The sequence below is a fragment of the Akkermansia sp. N21169 genome (assembly GCF_029854675.1).
Classification (GTDB): domain Bacteria; phylum Verrucomicrobiota; class Verrucomicrobiia; order Verrucomicrobiales; family Akkermansiaceae; genus Akkermansia.
The window spans coordinates 80,355-98,837 of sequence record NZ_JARWNC010000041.1 but is presented as its reverse complement, the minus strand read 5'-3'; the positions used below and the strand labels follow the sequence as shown (position 1 = coordinate 98,837).

Sequence of the window (18,483 nt, the reverse complement as noted above, 5' to 3'; positions counted from 1 at the left end):
CATGTTTACTGGACTTGTTGAAACAACCGGCAAAGTCAACCGTATCCTTCCCATAGCGGGTGGGGCCAGGTTGACGCTGGATATCCCTTTTTCCGGGGAGTTGAGCCTTGGAGATTCCGTGGCCGTCAATGGTTGCTGCCTGACGGTGGATGCTCTGGATGGACACTGGGTGAGCTTTGACCTTTTGTCCCAAACTTTGAAGGTAACCAGCCTCGGCTTTTTGAAGGAGGGCGGCACGGTCAATTTGGAACGCGCCATGCGGGCTTCCGACCGCTTGGGCGGGCATTTTGTCATGGGGCATGTGGATGCCTGCGGACGGGTGACGGCTTTGGAACCCGTTGGGCAGGATCACCGCCTTGAAGTGGAGATTCCCATGGAGTACATGCGCTATTGCATTGATAAGGGATCAATCACGATTGACGGAATCTCGTTGACGATTGCCAATATCAATGGAAGGAACCGACTTGAATTCTGGATTACTCCCCATACGTTCGATCGAACTAATTTGCAGGCGATGTCTGTGGGGGATCCTGTGGACGTTGAAGTGGATATGCTGGCCAAGTATGTGGAACGCCTGTTTGGCGCGACTTTGGCGGCGGCTGGTCTTCCCGGACAGGCAACGGAACAGCACTCTCTGCCGGAAGACATGGAGAAGAATGAGAATATTCCTTTGTCGTTTCCGGAAATGTCCCGGGAAGATGCATGATGTTGTCTCCGGCTGGGGGAGAGTGACGATTTTGCCACCCTCTTTCCGTTGCTGTGAGAGGGGTGTCGTCTAGACTGGCGGTACATGAGAATTGATTTTCTGACGGATGTTGGTCCGTCTTCGACATGTGGCTCTGCCGTGGTTTTCCGGCAGTTGGTTGATTCGTTTAAACTGAGGGGGCACCGGGTGTCCTCCCGGGACGTGGACACGGGTTGCAAGCTGGTGGAAAGTGAGTTGGCGTTTGTTGCCGACCCGGACGATGATGTGTCAGGCGTGGATTTTAAATCTCGCTGGAGCAAGAAAAGACCGGATATTGTCTATCTGGCGCTTACGCGGACAATTACCACGTCTTCCGTGCGCCTGGCACGCAGCCTGGAAATCCCGGTAGTGCTGGATCTTAGGGCATGGCTGGACGGAGAAGAGACATTCGACAGGCTGGCTGCGGAAGTAGCCGAGATCAACCATCATGGGTTGCACGTCATTATTCAGGATGAGTCGTTTGCGGCCTTGCTGAGCTCTTTGGGAATTTTCCGTGTATCGCTTCTCGATCAGGGGGTGGACAGGCGGATGTTCCATCCGGGACGCAGGGATGACACCCTGCGGGCATCCTGGGGAATTTCTGCGAATACGGTCGTTTTCGGGATGGCTGGCAGGTTCGAGCCTGATGCCCGGTGTTATGCCATGTTGGACCGTTTCCGGCGTTTGAAGCTCCATTGGGGGCCCCGTGTTGCCCTGGTTGTGGCTGGAGAGGGAAGGCTCCTGCCGGCAATCAGGGATGAATTTCCGGATGTCGTGATCCATCCTGTGAAATCCCGGGATGCCAAGTCTCGGGTATTTGCTTCCATAGACGTGTTGTTATGTACGGATCCGTCCTGTGTTTCTGGACAAACTTTCCGCGAGGCTTTGAGCAGCGGGACTCCTGTTGTTTGTCCTTGTACGGGGGATTGTGCAGATAGTATGAACGAAGGCGATGCCTCGCCTGTGCATTGTTTCGAGTCCGATGACGATTACTCCTGTATGAAGATACTGGACGCTCTGGCCGGTTCTGCGGGAACGGATGATTCCATGCGGCGGAATGCCCGGGAAATGACGTTTCCCATGGATTCCCGACGAATTCATGGAGAAGTGGAACAACTGCTCCGTCTGTGTCTTCTACAACCGGAAATACGCGGTTCCGGTCGGGCTCCCCGGGATGCCGTGCATACGTGCCGGACGGTGTTTCTTTCCGATATCCATCTCGGAACCAAGGATTGTAAAGCGGATGAATGCCGGAGGTTCCTGAAACATATCCGGGCAGACAAGATCGTATTGGTCGGAGACATCATTGACGCATGGGCCTTGTCTCGCGGGTCCGTTTGGCGCAACAAGCACGGCAGGCTCGTTCGTGCCTTGTTGAGGAAAATGGACCGGGAACAGACTGAGATTGTCTATCTCCGCGGGAACCACGACGAGGTGATGGAGAAGTTCATGCCTATGACGTTGGGCAAGCTTCGTCTGGCCGGCGAATACGTCCATACGACGCGCAGCGGAAGGACTTATTTATGTATTCATGGGGACGGGTTTGACAACGTATGCTCCCATTTCCGGTGGCTGGCTCTCCTCGGTTCCCTGGGATACGATGTTCTTCTGTGGATCAACCGTTTTTATAACAGGTTCCGTGCATGGCGCGGCAAGGAATATTATTCCGTTTCCAAAGCCATCAAACAGAAGGTTAAAAGTGCTGTCAACTTTATCGGAGATTATGAGAAACAGCTCGAAAACATGGCAAGAAGGAGCCGCTGCGACGGCATGATTGCCGGACACATCCACCATGGCGCAGACAAATGGATCGGTAATATCCATTACATGAACTGCGGAGACTGGGTCGAGTCCATGACGGCTATTATTGAGGAATCGGACGGTCGTCTCAATCTCATCCAGTACGACGAGTGGATGAGGCGTCTGACGGTGGAGCATTCTGTCACACATGAGTGCGACGAAATGTCCTAGGTGGGTTAAAATGTCACACTTATTGTGGGTATTCCGACCAGGAATAGGAGATATCAATTGTAGAGCGTTTTGTTTTTCCAATTAAAATATTGTTGATAATAAGATAGTTATATGTATTTGAAGTCCTGTGTCGAAAAATTGGCACGACATTTGCACTAAAGAAAGTATCGAAACAAGTGAGGATTGCTTCCGGAGGGGGAGCATCCATGATCTACTAACAAATAAAATCAAGAGAGGAATAAAACAATTATGAGCAAGATTCTCGGTATTGACCTTGGGACGACCAATTCCTGTATGGCCGTCATGGAAGGCGGTCAGGCGACCGTCCTTGAAAACAGCGAAGGAGCCCGTACGACTCCTTCCATCGTCGCGTTCACCAAGAGCGGCGAACGCATCGTCGGCCAGGCAGCCAAACGCCAGGCCGTCACTAACCCCAGAAACACGATTTTCTCGGCCAAGCGCTTGATCGGGCGCAAGTTCAGCGAACTGAGCGCGGAAGACAAAAACGTTCCTTACGCTATCGTTGAAGCCCCTAATGGCGATGCCCACATCGAAGTGGAAATTGCCGGAGAGAAGAAGGTATTTTCTCCCCAGGAAATCGGAGCGATGGTGCTCGGTAAACTGAAGTCCGACGCTGAAGCCAAGCTTGGCGAAACGATTACGGAAGCCGTGATCACCGTGCCAGCCTACTTCAACGACGCCCAGCGTAATGCGACGAAAGCCGCCGGTGAAATCGCCGGCCTGAAAGTACGCCGTATCATTAATGAACCGACGGCTGCCGCGTTGGCCTACGGACTCGACAAGAAGAGCAATGAAAAGATTGCCGTCTATGACCTCGGCGGCGGCACTTTCGACGTGTCCGTCCTTGACATCGGCGACGGTGTATTCGAAGTAATGGCTTCCGATGGTGATACCCACCTTGGCGGCGATGACTGGGATAATGCCATCGTCAAGTGGATACTGGACGAGTTCCAGGCTGCCAACGGCATGGATATTTCCAAGCAGGCCGACGCTATCCAGCGTATTAAGGAAGAAGCCGAAAAGGCCAAGATTGCCCTTTCGTCCACCCAGTCCTACGATATCAGCCTGCCGTTCATTACGGCCGATGCCACGGGACCGAAGCACATCCAGCTGACGCTGACCCGCAGCAAGCTCGAACAGCTTACAGAAAATCTGCTGGATCGCACGAAGCGCCCGACCGAAGGAGCTATTCAGGAAGCCGGTATTTCCAAGTCCGACATCAATGAACTCGTGCTCGTCGGTGGCATGACCCGTATGCCGGCCGTTCAGGAAATGGCCCATCGCCTCGCAGGTAAGGAACCTCACAAGGGGGTGAATCCGGACGAAGTCGTCGCGGTCGGCGCCGCCATTCAGGGCGGTGTTCTCCAGGGAGACGTGAATGACGTCCTTCTACTCGACGTGACTCCTCTGACGCTTTCCATCGAAACGATGGGCGGTATCGCAACGCCGATGATCGACCGCAACACGACCATCCCGGTTCGCAAGAGCCAGGTGTTCTCGACGGCGGCCGACAACCAGCCTGCTGTGGACATCCGTATCTGCCAGGGTGAACGCAAGATGTTCGAAGACAACAAGCTTTTGGGCAACTTCAAGCTTGATGGCATTGCCCCCGCTCCGCGTGGAGTGCCCCAGATCGAAGTGACGTTCGATATCGATGCCAACGGCATTCTCCACGTGTCCGCCAAGGACAAGGGGACGGGCAAGGAACAGCAGATCTCCATCCAGGGATCCAGCGGCCTTTCCAAGGATGAAATCGAACGTGCCAAACGTGATGCCGAAGCCCACGCCGAAGAAGACAAGAAGCGTGCCGAAAACATCGAAGTCATCAACCAGGCCGATTCCCTCGCCTTCTCCGTGGAACGTCAGCTCAAGGACCTTGGAGACAAGGTGCCCGCCGACCTCAAGAGCGATCTGGAAGCCCGCATCAAGACTCTCCGCGAAGCTGTTGAGAAGAAGGATGTGGACGCCGCCAAGAGCGCCAAGGAAGCTCTCGAACGCAAGCTCGAAGATCTTAACCGTGCCGCCCAGGCTGCTCAGGGTGCAGGTGCCGGCCCCATGCCGGGAGCCTCTCCTGCCGATGCTCCGGAAGACTCCGGCGAGCCCCGCAAGGCTAAAGGCCGTGTTGTCGACGCTGAAATCGTTGACGACGACAAATAACCCTCATCGTCTGCACGGGATGTCCGGGAAATGGACATTCCGTGCGGACCTCCGATTCTTGAATAACAAGACGCATTTCTACAAAACGGTAGAACAAACCAACATACATAATAACTAAAACATATGGCTACAATCAAACCACTCGGACAGCGCGTTCTTATCAAACGCATCGAAGCTGAACAGAAAACGGCTGGCGGTCTTTTCCTGCCGGACACTGCCAAGGAAAAGCCCCAGGAAGCAGAAGTGATCGCCGTAGGTACCGGCGGTCGTGACGACCAGGGTAAGCTGATCGAATTCACTGTCAAAGTTGGCGACCGCGTTCTGACCTCCCGTTACGGTGGCACGGACGTCAAGATTGATGGCGTTGATTATGTGATCATCTCCGAAACCGATATTCTCGGCATCATCGGCTAAAACATTTTCCCTGAAATCCAGGACACTTATTTAACAATTACCAAGACACATTATTATGGCTAAACAAATTGAATTTGAAGAACCCGCACGCCAGTCCCTTCTTCGCGGCGTGGAAAAAATCGCCAAGGCTGTCAAGAGCACGCTCGGGCCTGCCGGACGCAATGTCGTGATCGACAAGAAGTTCGGCTCTCCCATGATTACCAAGGATGGTGTTACCGTGGCCAAGGAAATCGAACTGGAAGATCCCTATGAAAACATGGGCGCCCAGCTTGTTCGCGAAGTTTCCTCCAAGACCAACGACATCGCCGGCGACGGAACGACGACTGCGACCGTGCTTGCCGAAAGCATCTACCGCGAAGGTCTCCGCAACGTGACTGCCGGAGCCAACCCGATCTCCCTGCAGCGCGGCATCATGAAAGCTGCCGATGCCATCGTGGAAGAACTCAAGGTGATCAGCAAGCCTGTCGATTCCGCCAAGGAAGTTGCCCAGGTCGCGACCGTTTCCGCTAACTGGGACGCTGAAATCGGCCAGATTATCGCCGAAGCCATGGACAAGGTCGGCAAGGATGGCACGATCACTGTAGAAGAAGCCAAAGGCATCGAAACCACGCTTGACGTGGTGGAAGGCATGCAGTTCGACAAGGGGTACCTGTCTCCCTATTTCGTGACCAATGCGGAAACGATGGAAGCCATTTTGGAAAATCCCTACATTCTCATCCATGAGAAGAAGATCACCAACCTCAAGGATTTCCTTCCTCTTCTGGAAAAGGTTGCCAAGACCGGCCGTCCGTTCCTCGTCATTGCCGAAGACATTGAAGGCGAAGCCCTCGCAACTCTCGTTGTGAACCGCCTCCGCGGCGTCCTCAATATCTGCGCTGTCAAGGCTCCCGGCTTCGGCGACCGCCGCAAGGCCATGCTTGAAGACATCGCCATCCTTACCGGTGGCAAGTGCATCACCGAAGACCTCGGTCTCAAGCTGGAAAATGTCGGACTCGAAGATCTCGGACAGGCCAAGCGCATCGTTGTCTCCAAGGATGACACCGTGATTGTGGAAGGCAGCGGTTCTTCCGAAGCCATCTCCGCTCGTGTGTCCCAGATTCGCCGTCAGATCGAAGATACAACCTCCGATTACGACCGCGAAAAACTTCAGGAACGCCTTGCCAAACTGGCCGGCGGCGTAGCCGTCATCCATGTGGGTGCCGCTACCGAAACCGAAATGAAGGAAAAGAAGGCCCGTGTGGACGATGCTCTGCATGCTACCCGCGCAGCCGTGGAAGAAGGTATTGTTCCCGGCGGCGGCGTTGCCCTCATCCGTGCCCAAAGCGCGATTGAAAAACTGACGCTCGAAGGTGACGAAGCGACCGGTGCCCAGATTGTGTATCGTGCTATCGAAGCACCGCTTCGCCAGCTTGCTTCCAATGCCGGCCGCGAAGGCGCTCTCATCGTTGCCAACGTCAAGAAGATGGACCAGGCGAACATGGGTTACAACGTCGTGACTGACAAGTATGAAGATCTGCTTGCCGCCGGTGTCGTCGACCCGACCAAGGTGACCCGCTCCGCTCTTCAGCATGCTGCCTCCATCTCCGGCCTCCTGCTTACCACGGAATGCCTCATCGCTGACCTTCCCGAGAAGAAGTGCAGCTGCGGTGGCGGCGCTCCCGACATGGGCGGAATGGGTGGCATGGGCGGCATGATGTAATCATCCCCTCCAGTCAAACCAATACCGGAATTTGACTCTCGGAGCCGCTCCCTTGATCGGGGGGCGGCTCTCGTTTTTTGTCTCGGCCGGGCAGGATTCCCTACCGGGATTCGGTATGGAATTCAGGAAAGGAAGGAAAACAGGAAAAGTCTTTTCCTACAAGGGACTCACCATCAGATCTTATGAATTACATCTGCCATGCTGCAAAATCCCGCTTGTCTCCCCTTCGTCAATTCTCTATACTTTTGCCCCGTTAACGGCCCCGTAGTTCAATGGATAGAACGACCCTCTCCTAAAGGGTAGATATGAGTTCGATTCTCGTCGGGGCCGCCACTTGTAAATATGAGGAGCGGTTTGTTTGCTGGTGAGGAGATGTGTCAGATCTTGCGTTGGCTCATGAAGACATGGGCGGATTCCATAATGCCGAAGACGATTTCCGAAACGGTTAAATTGGAAGTGTTGATGGAGAGATGTGAACTCTCCTTGTACCACGGAGTTCGTTCGGCTGTCAGGTCGGAGAGTGTTTTACGTGGATTTGGGGTACGGAGCAGGGGACGGTTGGAACAACGGGATACGCGTTGCAGCAGGGTATCGACATCGGCATGGAGCCAGATGACGTAGCCGAGGGAACGGAGCAATTCCCGGTTTTCCGGACGGATGACGATGCCGCCCCCTGTCGAAATAACCATGGATCCGTTTTCCGGAGTTGTCAAAATGCGCCGGAGAAGGCTTGTTTCCAAGCCCCGGAAATAATCTTCCCCCTGACCTGCAAAGATCTCCGGGATCGTCGTGTTCTGATCTTTCTCAATAACGGCATCCGTATCGAGGAAAGGAAGATTCATGGTACGGTGGAGTTCCCTTCCGACCGTTGTCTTGCCACACCCCATCAATCCAATCAGGACGATGTGGAGCGGTGTCGAGGAGTCGGAGGTGGAGGTCTGCATCTGACATGACTTTAGAGAACCCCCGTCTTCTGGGCAATGAAATTGTTCCGAAGCATGGAGTTTAGTGGACAATATTTTTTTTTGAATGATTTTTAATAAATCCTTTGGGAAAAGGAAAAAGAGGGGAGAATGCTTCTCCGATAGAATGGACAAGATGTGGTAATGTATGGATTGGAACGAGTTATAAAGGCAGTTATTTTTTTTGTTATTTTTTGTAGAAACTATCTTGCTATCTTTCGATGAGCAGGTAATCTGAAACAAGTGGTTTCTCTGCGTCCTCTGGGGAATGAAGTCAATATCTGTTGATAGATTTCTACATGTTTCCTCCCGGTACAGGAGAAGGCAACTCTCTGTTTATTACCGAAAATTCCTGCGAAAAAATTCTCTCTTTGATTCCATGAAACTTAGATTACCAACCAAGTTATTGGCAGCCGTTGTTGCTGCGTGTTCCGTGTGTTCCTCATTCGCAATTACAATTATTGATGCTGGGGAAAACACGACGATTTCCGCCGAAACTACGGGTATGTATCCTATTTTGGTTATTAATGGAGGTATTTTGACTTTGAATAATGTCGAGTTGCTGAATATACAGAATAATTCCCGTATCAGCTTAGGCGGCAATGGCTCCAAACTCGTTACGAGCGGCAGTACATCGATCATGCCGAGTCTCAGCTCAACGGGTAGCAATACGATTCAAAACGGCAATACGGATGCGAGTGACTTGTTGATTGATACTCTAACGGTAACAACTAATATTGATGATCAAGGGGATCCAAAGGCAACGCCTCTGACGATCAAGAATATGACAGAGAGCCGTACTGTGGTGAGGTTTCTCTGGGCCCAGGATGGTGCGATTAATATTGCCGCACCTGAAAGAGCGGGGATATGGAGTGAGACTGTTCTTGGTACAACGGGAACCATACAAAACAGTAGTGCGGATCTTATCGTTACTTCCGTTGGTGGGGCTACCGGCAGCAATCCCCATTCCGCCAAGATGAATCGTCTTGTCCTTGGTGGAGTAGGGGATTATACCGACAATCAAGATGGAACGTTTTATGAAAACTTTGCCATTCGCTCCATGGCGTTGGATGGCGATGGATCGGAAGTTATTTTGGCTAGAGACGTTGTAGACATTGGTAATAATTTGCCTATGGGGATTACGACTGTGACAGGTTCCTTGAGTGGCGGCGGTGTTATTGCAGCCCAGGGAAAGCAGCGTTTGAATCTTTCCGGTATGGAATCGACGACTTACTCAGGCGTTTTATCCGATAACAAGAGGAAGATTGCCAATAACCGTATCACTTTTGAAGACAATCCGGACAACGTGTTGTCCGTATCCGTTTATGAGGCGGATGTTACATTGGTGAATGCTCCCAGATACACCGGTTTTACGATGGTGAGCCATCAATCCAAGTTGGCTTTTGAGGCTGGTGAAGTGACTTTGCGTGATATTCAAGTTTCAGATACTTCGTCGCTTTCCTTTGACGGGAAGCTCAATTTGGCCGGCAATCTCTGGATGGAGGGTCAGGGGCGCCTGACAACGGGAGGAGACATGGTACTCAAAGGTGATGCGAACAGTGAGGAGGGGTACGGAAACACGATTGGTGTGTCGTCGTCTACGCCGGATGATGTACGCATCCAGATCGGGGGAGCTTTGGTTGGCTCTCTTGATGAAACCTATTATATCGATGGATCAACGGCATCGGATGGTGTTAATTATGTGTTGACCGCTGCGAAAGGTTTTTCCGGTTTGAAGGATTCTTCTTTTGCCGTTCTAGCTGAGCCTGAAACTTTGCAGAAGGCTGACTTCTGGGTGGATTTATCAGATACAGGATTGCTACTCAATAAATTGTCGATTTCTGCCGCGGAAGCCGTGTGGAAAAATACCGCCGAGGTTACTTGGGCGGATGGTGCTGATGGTTGGACAATTGGAGACACGGAGACAGATGGCAACTTCACGAATAATTCGGCTGTTCGTTTCCATGATCTAGCTGACGATACGGTGCCGACGACCCATACGGTGACAGTTGCCGATGATGGTGTGACGGCCGGCGACATAACGGTTGTTGCCGGAAAGAATTCCAATTATACGTTGGAGGGCGGGGCTGCCACGGCAACGAAATTGACCAAGTACGGTGCTTCGACATTGACGCTTTCCAATGCAAATACGATCAATGGCGATATCCTTCTCAACGGAGGTACGCTTGTGCTGAACAATGTTGGTGCTCTAGGCGGTACCGGTAAATTGGCTTTTGGTGCGACGAGCGGTCAGTTGAAATACGGAGATGGAATTGCACCCGCTTTCGAAACGACTGTCGATGACTTGTCCACCCGTGTCAGCGGCGTAATGCGTTTGGATTTGAATGGCAATAAGGTTACGTGGACGGCTCAGGCGAAGAACAGTACCGACTGGCTGACGGATGTCACGCTGTCCAATTCCAACACGGATACCGTGGGTGCGTTGAAGACCTCGACTCTCCCGAGCGGAACTTTGACATTGGGCAAGGGTACGGAATGGGTGTTGAATATGTCGGATGGTGCATTTACGGTGCCAGCGGCATTGAAGGGGGAAGGAGCCGTCCGGTTGTCGGGTGGTACGGAAGGCTTGATTCTGTCCTCCACGGGCGTACCTGTCTCTTTGGAAGCCCAGGAAGAATTTACCGGGAAATGGATTTTCGACAATTATTTCGAAAAAAATCTGGATCTGACGCAACTTGGAAAGAATGCAACGGTCGTGTTCGATAATTGTGCTTCGGATACAGATCGCTATTTTAAGAAGGTTCAGGAGGGAATCTGTGTTTTTGAGCAGAATATTGAACTTGCGAACGGTGGGTTAAGTCTTAAAAATGGTTATTCCTCTTCCATTTACCAGTTTACCGGAACTTGGACGGGGGACGGCAATTTCACAAGAAATTCTGCGACCATCAAAGACTCCTATATTTTCTCCGGCGATATGTCGGGATTCGCAGGAAACATGACTTTCCTTCCTGATTACTCTTCGAACTATGACAACAAGATTGTCTTTGGAGGGCCGGACGGAGCCGTTTTTGCCATGGGCAATCTGAATCACGTTTCCGGTACGGGTACGATTACGTCTGCCGGTCATGTCGTTTACAATTATGTCAATGATGTTCAATCCGCTAATGCCTACGCCGGTACGGGAACCCTGATCAAAAAGGGAACGAATGCCATGACATTGACGAAAGACGTGACAATTGCGAATGTTACGATCGAGGGCGGTACTCTTACCCTGGGCGCTGGCGTGACCCAACTGACCTCGACGAGCATTGCCAATAATGGCGCGTTGAAGTTCTCCCTTGGCTCAACCAACATGGCGGTGAACAGCAATATCTCCGGAAACGGAGGGATCACTCATGCCGGATCGGGGAATGTGACGCTGAACGGCGACAATACGTATCAAGGCAATACAATTGTGTCTGGAGGCGGTACGCTGACGGCTACGAAGGATGGATCTTTCGGTACAGGCAAATTCATACTTACCGACGGTATCCTGGATCTCGGTGGTAAAACCATGGGTAACGAGATGCTTTTGGAAAAAGGTAGCGTTCTTCAGGCAGAACAGTTTAACGGCGTTAAAAATGTAACGGTGAAGATGACGTCCGGAGCTGGAGACATGTCTCTTGGCGGTATGGGCGGTTCTGCCCTGAAATCCATTGATACTTCCGCTGTTAATTCCGCTACGGATTCCGGGCCGGTTATATCCGGCATCACCGGAGGAATGTCTTTGGACAAACTGGCCCTGACTGTCCGGGCCGGCAACATTTACATTGCTTCCAATCCGGAAGTGCTGGATCTTGCTTCCGACCGGGCCGAGGCGGTCAATCTTGTCCAATTGAAAGATTCTGTTGATACGGTTACGGTGGCGGCATCCAAATTGTCCTTCAATCTGAATAATGAAGCGACGATTTCTTTGCTGAAGGACTTGCGCAGCCAGAATGATCATGGTGTTGCCGGGATTGCCGTGACGAATGGAAAACTGGTTGTTACGGGCAATATTAATGATGTCAGTGCGTCTCCTCTCCTGGGGTATCTCGGTTTTGCCGCTATCGGCAAAGACGATGCGGCCTTGGGCTGGAAGGATGACGGTTGCTTCTATATGAGCGGTTACACCGGCAAGGTTTATTTGGTGACGGATGATGCGGACACAACCAATTCACATGTGATCGAAGCTTATGGAACCATGGAGCCGTTTGAATCCATTGCTGTGGAAGGAGGACAGACCCTGAAGATCAACTTCCCAGGGGCTCCTGAAGCGGATCGTGAAGGCCGTGGCCTGGAACTGAAAAACCTGATTGCGGATGAAGGCTCCCACATCCTTGTGACCAATACGGCGGGAACCGGGAATGCTCTTGTGGATATCAACAGCGAAATTTCGCAGAACGGAGGCTTGATTGTTTCCGCTGATTTGTCCGGGAAAAACGGTGTTGATTTTCGCAAGACCGGAGAGGGTACGACGGTTGTTGACGGAGACATCAACACGGACGGCGCTTTGATTGCTGGTGATGGAACGTTGATCTTGAACAGCAAATCCGTCACGACCGGCAGTATCCTGCTGGACGGCGGTGTTCTGGATATTGCCAACTCCATTACGACTGGCGCCCTGGGCGGTACGGACGGTTCCTTGACGATCCAGGACGGTAAAGTGCTTACTCTTACCGGGACGGATGGTTCCGAATCCGTCTTGTCCGGCGTGACTGTTTCCGGAAAAACAACATGGATGCTGAAGGGCAATGCCAACCTCAAGATGGGGGAAGGCAGCCGATTATCCGGGCAGGAATTGGAAGTCCGCGAGAATGCCGTTTTCAATATGGGGGCGGAAACGCACTCCGTGTCATCGTTTAACGGCGATGGTACCTTGAAGGGCGAGGGAGGCCGGCTGACGGTGGCAACAGACGGCAGCGATGTCTTTTCCGGTCAATTGTCCGGAAACGGTACGGTTGCCAAGGATGGCAGCGGTTCTCTTTCTTTGAAAACTGCCGGTACCTCCGGTATCGCTTTATCCCTGAACAAAGGTATTCTGGCCCTGTCCGGCTCTCCTGACGGACATGTTGCCTATGCCGGGCTGTCTACGGCTTCGGGGACGACCTTGAAGCTGGCTCCCGGTGCGGATGGTTCCTCCAATATGTCGATGGACCTGGGGTCCGGTAATTTGGAGCTTGCTAACAACACGCGTGTCGAATTGTCCGTGATTCCGCTTGTACGCGCCGGTATGGCGGGCCCCGTCGTGACGACCCAGGGGAACGTATCTGTCGGCTCCGGTTCATTGTTTGTACTGGGCTGTGGGGAAGAGTACAAGAATCCGGAAAGCTTCTCAGACCTTTCCATGGTTCTCTTCAAGGGATCTCAGGCGAGCCTGGGGGATCATGTGACGGTAGAAGGCAAAGGACTCTTCCTGGTGTATTACACCGATCTTGCGCTTGTTAATGACGGTGCCGGTTCAATTGTTCTGACAGGGCGTCAGCAGGATGACAACATCTTCCTGCGCGTTGCCCAGTCCTCCAATGCCCGGGCCGGTGCCGAACTTGCCTGGGATGCCCGTATGGCGGTTAGTGAATCTTCCGTCCTGGGAAGCGCCCTGGCGGCGATGGCCGATTCAGTGTATTCCGCCGATTCGTCTACTGTTTCCAAATCGTTGGCAGCCATGGCCGGCAGCTCCATCCCGAGCTTGTTGACTGCCCAGAAGGATATGCTGCGCACACAATTGTCGCAATTACGGAACCGGACGGTCTTCATGGGAACATCGCAGGGATTCGAAACCAAGGATCTCCCCTACTACAACATGTGGGTACAGGCAACCGGCAATTATAGTCAGCTGGATGCCGATGGTGACGATAGCGGCTACAAGATGAACTCCTGGGGCGGCATGCTCGGCATGGATTGCGACGTGACGAGGAACCTGACTCTCGGCGCGGCTTTGACTGTCTCCTACGGAGACTTTACTTCGAACGACGTGGATCACTTGTCGGCCGATACGGAGTACTACTACCTGAGTATGTTCGGACGTTACCAGAGCAAGGCCTGGGGGCATACGCTGATCTTAACCGGCGGCTGGAACAATGCGGACATGGATCGTACCGTTGCCTACGATGGCGGCAGTTATACGGCAAAGGCCAAGCCGACGGGCTTCGGATTCGGCGCCATGTATGAATTGACCTACGACATCCCGGGAGACGACAATGGCAATACGGTCTGGCAGCCTCTGTTCAACGCATCGGTAATCCGGGCCAATCTGAACGACTTCTGCGAAAACAGTGCAGGTGATGCCGGATTGGATGTTCGTGACCTGAGCGGTACGCTCGCAACGCTGGCTCTCGGCGGCCGTGTGGTGACGGTTGGCGGAGAAAACATGTTTGGCCGTGGATCGATCTTCCATCTGCGGTTGAACGTGGCCCAGGATTTTGGAGACACTCGCAGCGAAGCGAAGGTGAACTTGCTTGGCAATGCCGGGTTCTCACAGAAGGTGCGTGCATCGGAAGCAGGGACGACAGCTATCCAGGCCGGTGCCGGCATGGCCGTGCCGGTGGGTGTGGATGCTGCCATCTACCTCGACTTTAACTTGGATGCCCGCAGCCGCCAGATTGCTCTTGATGCCAGCCTTGGTTATCGCGTGCAACTGTAAAATCCCGGTTTTATCGGTACAAATCCTTTCATCCCCTGTCCGGGTTGTTCCGGGCTGGGGATTTTTTATGGACGGATTGTTCTCTTTTCTACTGTCGCAGTTTTCTGCAGGAGAGTGTTCAAAGCCCTCAGCTATGTCTTGACTCTCCTACGGGGAAGGTTAATCTGGTTACACAGGATGGCTGAGATGATTCCCGTGGAGGATAGGCTGTTCTACACCGTAGTCGATTTTAACTTATGGAAACAAAACCAAGTCTGCTTGATCGCGTTTGCAGTATTCTTGTTCAGCGTGGAGATGAATTTGAATGGATTTCCGAATCGGGGGATTTATCCACGAAGACGGGCATTGCCTACGTCCAATATGATACCATGATTCCGACGAGCTTCCTTTTCACGGAGGCGTCCAATCCCCAGACACTGATTCTGGATGTGCTCTTTGCTGCCAAAGTTCCGCAGGACAGACATGTGGAAATGAGCCTGATCCTCGGTAAATTGAATGAAGACCAAATGTGCGGCGATTTCCGTCTGGATCTCAATAGCGGGTATGTGTATTTCCGCCAGTCCGTTGTGGTTGAAAAACTGAATCTTTCCGCAGAACAGTTTAATCAGCTTATCTTCAATCTGGAACGAATCGGATTGGATACGGCTGAAACATATGCGCAAACGCTGGAAACCGAATTCCCCGGTTAAAGGGCGAATTCTCGGCGAGCCATTTCATGAAACCGGATGCTCATAAGGGAACGCAATGGGTGCTCATTGCTATTCTCGTGTTGCAAATAGGCATTCTCTGTTTTGTCGGTCTCCGGAAATCGGAACCTCTTGAATGCGAGGTTTCCATGAATTCTCCCGCAAACCAGCTTCTCCCTCCGTTGGAGGAAAAGCAGCAAGCGGCGCCGGAACCGGTGTGCGTGTTTGGCACGGTGGAAGCCCTGCATGAGACGGAACTGACCTCCGGTGTTACGGGATTCGTCGAATGGATCAGTCCGGAATTGACTCCGGGAGGCAAGTTTCGCAAAGGGCAGGAAATGCTCAAGGTGGGCAAGTTGGAGTATTTGGCTCGCTTGTCCCAAGCCAAGGCGGATTTGGAACAAACTCGCCTGGAAATGGTCGAAGAAAAAGCCCAGGCTATTAATTCGGTGGGTTCCTGGGTGGGAGATAAATCGCACAAGCAGGGAAGTTCATCCGAACTGCTTGTCAGGCTTCCGCATCGCCGGGCTTTGGCTGCTCGTGTCGAGGCTATGGAGGCGGAAGTCAAAATTGCGGAGCAAGCGCTTGAGAGAACTACGGTTGTGGCCCCATACGATTGCGTGATCGGCTCCCGCTTGGTCGACAAGGGAAGCCGGGTGCAGGATGGTACTCCTGTTGCTTCGTTGTTTTCCTTGGATGAGCGGGTGGTGCGCGTTGCCGTTCCTGTCAAAAATCTTGAACAACTGGGGTGGAACTCCGAGGGAAATACCAATGCCCGTGTGTATGCCTATATCCAGGTGGGGGAACTTCGCTACCAATGGGAAGGGAAGGTGGATCGGCTGGAGGGACGGGTGGATCCCAAATCGGCTGATTTGATGCTGGTGGCCCGTATGGATGCCAATGAGGCGAATCCGGTTAATTTGCGTGTGGCGCCGGTTGGATTGTCTGTCCGCGTCGAGTTGTTGCCGTCCGGTGTAGCCGGTGATGGTGCCGATGGCGTTCCCGTATTGAAGCAAGAAGAGCGACCTGCGGGAGAACCTTGTCCTCCAATGCCTGCCTCCGCCCCTCCGGGAGTTGCAGCCTGATTTGTTTGATTCTGCTTCAGGAGGGAATGACCGGATGGTCGTTCCTTTTTTGTTTTTACTAATCGATAACCATGCGAACAATGATATGAAAATAGTTGTAAAAGTCGGGACAGGCGTTCTGACCAAACAGGAATCCGGCACTTTGGACGAAGCTTCCATCGTGCATCTCGTGAGTGCATTGGCCTCGTTGATGGAGGACGGTCATCAAGTCTTTCTCGTCAGTTCCGGCGCGGTGGGGGCCGGGGTGAATGTGATGGGGCTTTCAGCCTATCCGTCCGAACTCTCGGTCAGGCAGGCTTGTGCTGCCGTCGGACAGACCCGCCTGATGCATATTTACGACAACCTTTTCCAGCACTTCGGGATTAATGCCGCCCAGCTCCTGTTGACGGCCGACGACTTGCGGGACAGACGGGATTATGTGCATGCAACGCTGGATTGCCTGGCGAAACGCGGCAATATCATTCCTATTATCAATGAGAACGACACGGTTGCTGTCCAGGAATTGAAGTTCGGAGATAACGATATTCTTTCCGTTCTGATGGCGGAATTGATCCAGGCTGACAGGTTGTTCCTCCTGACCGGGGTGGATGGCTTGTACCCGCCGGACGAGGAACGCAAGACGATTATCTCCGAAGTGGAGAATGTGGATGATGTGCTGGGATTTGCAGGAGAGGACCACGGGAAGTTTTCCATGGGAGGTATGCATGCCAAGCTCCGTGCCGTCAAACGCGCCGTTGAATCGGGGATCGGCACATGGATCGTCAATGGATACTGCCCGGAACGCATCGGGGAGTTGATGGAAGGCCGCGGAATAGGAACTTATTTCAAACCTGTACGGTGATGAATCCCTTGACCGTTTATGGAGAACGCGCCCGTGACGCAGCCATTGCCATGCAGGGGCTGGGTACTGCCCGCAAGAACGAGGCCTTGGAACGCATGGCTGCTTTGCTGGAGGAAGAAACTCCGGCCATCCTGCAGGCTAATGCAGCGGATGTCCGTATGGCTTGTGAAGAGGGACGCAATGCGGCGTTTATCGACCGGCTGATGCTGGATGCCGGGCGCATGCGCCAAGTGGTGGCCTGTGTCCGCAAGGTTGCTTCCCTGCCTGATCCTTCGGGGCGGATACTGGAGGAGTGGAACCGTCCCAATGGGCTTATCATCAGAAAGGTAAGTGTACCGATCGGAGTAATCGGGTTTATTTACGAGAGCCGGGGCACGGTGACGTGCGATGCGGCGTCTTTGTGCGTGAAGGCGGGTAATGCCGTGATTCTTCGCGGAGGGAAGGAGTCCCGCAGGACGAATGAAGTGATGATCGGAGCTATCCGGCGTGCTTTGGTGGAAAGCGGATTGCCTGAGGATGCCGTTCAATTGGTGGCCGGCGGCGGCCGTGACGAAGTCCGCCAGTTGTGCGAGTTGGAAGACTATGTCCATGTTCTGATTCCCCGGGGAGGCAAGGGACTAGTTTCTGCTGTAAGCCAGTATGCGCGCATGCCTGTCTTAAAGCACCTGGACGGTATTTGCCATACTTACGTTGATGCCTCGGCGCGGTTGGAGATGGCCCTGGATATTTGTGACGATGCCAAGACCCAGCGTCCGGGCGTTTGCAACGCGATGGAGACCCTCCTGGTCTGCCGCAATATTGCTTCGGAATTCCTGCCTCGTCTGGCGGCCAGAATGGAGCGGCGGGGAGTGGAGCTGCGTGGGTGTCCGGAGAGCCTTCCTTTGCTGGGTAATACGGCTTCTCCGGCCAGTGAAGAGGATTGGAGGACGGAGTACGAGGATTTGATTCTTTCCGTTTGTATTGTTGATGGACTGGATGCCGCCATAAGTCATATCAACCGTTACGGTTCTCACCACAGTGATGCCATTGTCACGGAGGATGCCGGAGCGGTGAAGCTTTTCATGACGATGGTGGATAGTGCATGCGTTTACCATAATTGCTCGACTCGGTTCAGTGATGGGGAAGAGTTCGGCTTTGGCGCGGAAATCGGCATTGGTACGGGTAAACTCCATGCTCGGGGGCCTATGGGGCTCCGGGAGTTGACGACGTATAAGTACGAGATCGAAGGCTCCGGGCAGCTGAAGGATCATGACAGAGTCAGGGGGATGGAATGAAAACGCCTTTCAGCCACTTCATCCTAA

At 53.0% G+C, this 18,483-nt stretch carries 11 protein-coding genes and 1 tRNA gene; 11 read left to right on the top strand and 1 reads right to left on the bottom strand.

All coding sequences use genetic code 11. The features are described 5' to 3' along the window. Position 1 precedes the first annotated feature (1 nt). The 6 genes from QET40_RS11055 (at position 2) to QET40_RS11030 (ending at position 7,319) form a co-directional block, all read left to right on the top strand. Positions 2-706, top strand: coding sequence for a riboflavin synthase (locus tag QET40_RS11055; RefSeq protein WP_280127233.1), 705 nt, complete (start codon positions 2-4; stop codon positions 704-706). A gap of 84 nt (positions 707-790) precedes the next feature. Continuing rightward, entirely contained in the window at positions 791-2,695 is a 1,905-nt protein-coding gene (locus tag QET40_RS11050; protein WP_280127232.1) for a metallophosphoesterase, read from the top strand. A 249-nt stretch (positions 2,696-2,944) separates the two neighbouring features. Continuing rightward, positions 2,945-4,873, top strand: coding sequence for a molecular chaperone DnaK (dnaK, locus tag QET40_RS11045; protein WP_280127231.1), 1,929 nt, complete (start codon positions 2,945-2,947; stop codon positions 4,871-4,873). 123 nt (positions 4,874-4,996) lie between these two features. Continuing rightward, positions 4,997-5,287, top strand: coding sequence for a co-chaperone GroES (gene groES / locus QET40_RS11040; protein ID WP_280127230.1), 291 nt, complete (start codon positions 4,997-4,999; stop codon positions 5,285-5,287). A 52-nt stretch (positions 5,288-5,339) separates the two neighbouring features. Continuing rightward, positions 5,340-6,986, top strand: a complete 1,647-nt coding sequence (gene groL / locus QET40_RS11035; RefSeq protein ID WP_280127512.1) for a chaperonin GroEL — start codon at positions 5,340-5,342, stop codon at positions 6,984-6,986. A 258-nt stretch (positions 6,987-7,244) separates the two neighbouring features. Further along, positions 7,245-7,319, top strand: a tRNA-Arg gene (locus QET40_RS11030). 44 nt (positions 7,320-7,363) lie between these two features. Here the strand turns inward: QET40_RS11030 and QET40_RS11025 are convergent. Next, positions 7,364-7,930, bottom strand: coding sequence for a shikimate kinase (locus tag QET40_RS11025; protein WP_280127229.1), 567 nt, complete (start codon positions 7,928-7,930; stop codon positions 7,364-7,366). Positions 7,931-8,327: 397 nt separating this feature from the next. Between QET40_RS11025 and QET40_RS11020 the strand changes: the two genes are divergently transcribed. From QET40_RS11020 to QET40_RS11000, 5 genes are all read left to right on the top strand, one after another. Further along, positions 8,328-14,570: an autotransporter domain-containing protein gene (locus QET40_RS11020; RefSeq protein WP_280127228.1), complete on the top strand. Its 6,243-nt coding sequence runs from the start codon at positions 8,328-8,330 to the stop codon at positions 14,568-14,570. A gap of 236 nt (positions 14,571-14,806) precedes the next feature. Beyond that, positions 14,807-15,259 carry a YbjN domain-containing protein gene (locus QET40_RS11015; RefSeq protein ID WP_280127227.1) on the top strand — a complete coding sequence of 151 codons (453 nt, stop codon included), beginning with the start codon at positions 14,807-14,809 and terminating at the stop codon, positions 15,257-15,259. A 146-nt stretch (positions 15,260-15,405) separates the two neighbouring features. After that, positions 15,406-16,341 (top strand): HlyD family efflux transporter periplasmic adaptor subunit, encoded by a 936-nt coding sequence (locus QET40_RS11010; protein ID WP_280127226.1) that lies wholly within the window; start codon positions 15,406-15,408, stop codon positions 16,339-16,341. An 85-nt stretch (positions 16,342-16,426) separates the two neighbouring features. Next, positions 16,427-17,182, top strand: coding sequence for a glutamate 5-kinase (gene proB, locus QET40_RS11005; protein WP_280127225.1), 756 nt, complete (start codon positions 16,427-16,429; stop codon positions 17,180-17,182). After that, complete coding sequence (locus QET40_RS11000; protein ID WP_280127224.1) at positions 17,182-18,456, top strand: glutamate-5-semialdehyde dehydrogenase; 1,275 nt, start codon at positions 17,182-17,184, stop codon at positions 18,454-18,456. Before proB ends, QET40_RS11000 begins: the two co-directional genes overlap by 1 nt. The last annotated feature ends 27 nt before the right edge of the window (positions 18,457-18,483 follow it).

What these genes read in the sequence shown, in the direction of transcription:
- QET40_RS11050 (WP_280127232.1), top strand. Translation starts at nt 791, where the DNA reads ATGAGAATTGATTTTCTGACGGATGTTGGTCCGTCTTCGACATGTGGC.
- groES (WP_280127230.1), top strand. Translation starts at nt 4,997, where the DNA reads ATGGCTACAATCAAACCACTCGGACAGCGCGTTCTTATCAAACGCATC.
- QET40_RS11020 (WP_280127228.1), top strand. Translation starts at nt 8,328, where the DNA reads ATGAAACTTAGATTACCAACCAAGTTATTGGCAGCCGTTGTTGCTGCG.
- dnaK (WP_280127231.1), top strand. Translation starts at nt 2,945, where the DNA reads ATGAGCAAGATTCTCGGTATTGACCTTGGGACGACCAATTCCTGTATG.
- QET40_RS11000 (WP_280127224.1), top strand. Translation starts at nt 17,182, where the DNA reads ATGAATCCCTTGACCGTTTATGGAGAACGCGCCCGTGACGCAGCCATT.
- QET40_RS11055 (WP_280127233.1), top strand. Translation starts at nt 2, where the DNA reads ATGTTTACTGGACTTGTTGAAACAACCGGCAAAGTCAACCGTATCCTT.
- proB (WP_280127225.1), top strand. Translation starts at nt 16,427, where the DNA reads ATGAAAATAGTTGTAAAAGTCGGGACAGGCGTTCTGACCAAACAGGAA.
- QET40_RS11010 (WP_280127226.1), top strand. Translation starts at nt 15,406, where the DNA reads ATGAATTCTCCCGCAAACCAGCTTCTCCCTCCGTTGGAGGAAAAGCAG.
- QET40_RS11015 (WP_280127227.1), top strand. Translation starts at nt 14,807, where the DNA reads ATGGAAACAAAACCAAGTCTGCTTGATCGCGTTTGCAGTATTCTTGTT.
- QET40_RS11025 (WP_280127229.1), bottom strand. Translation starts at nt 7,930, where the DNA reads ATGCAGACCTCCACCTCCGACTCCTCGACACCGCTCCACATCGTCCTG.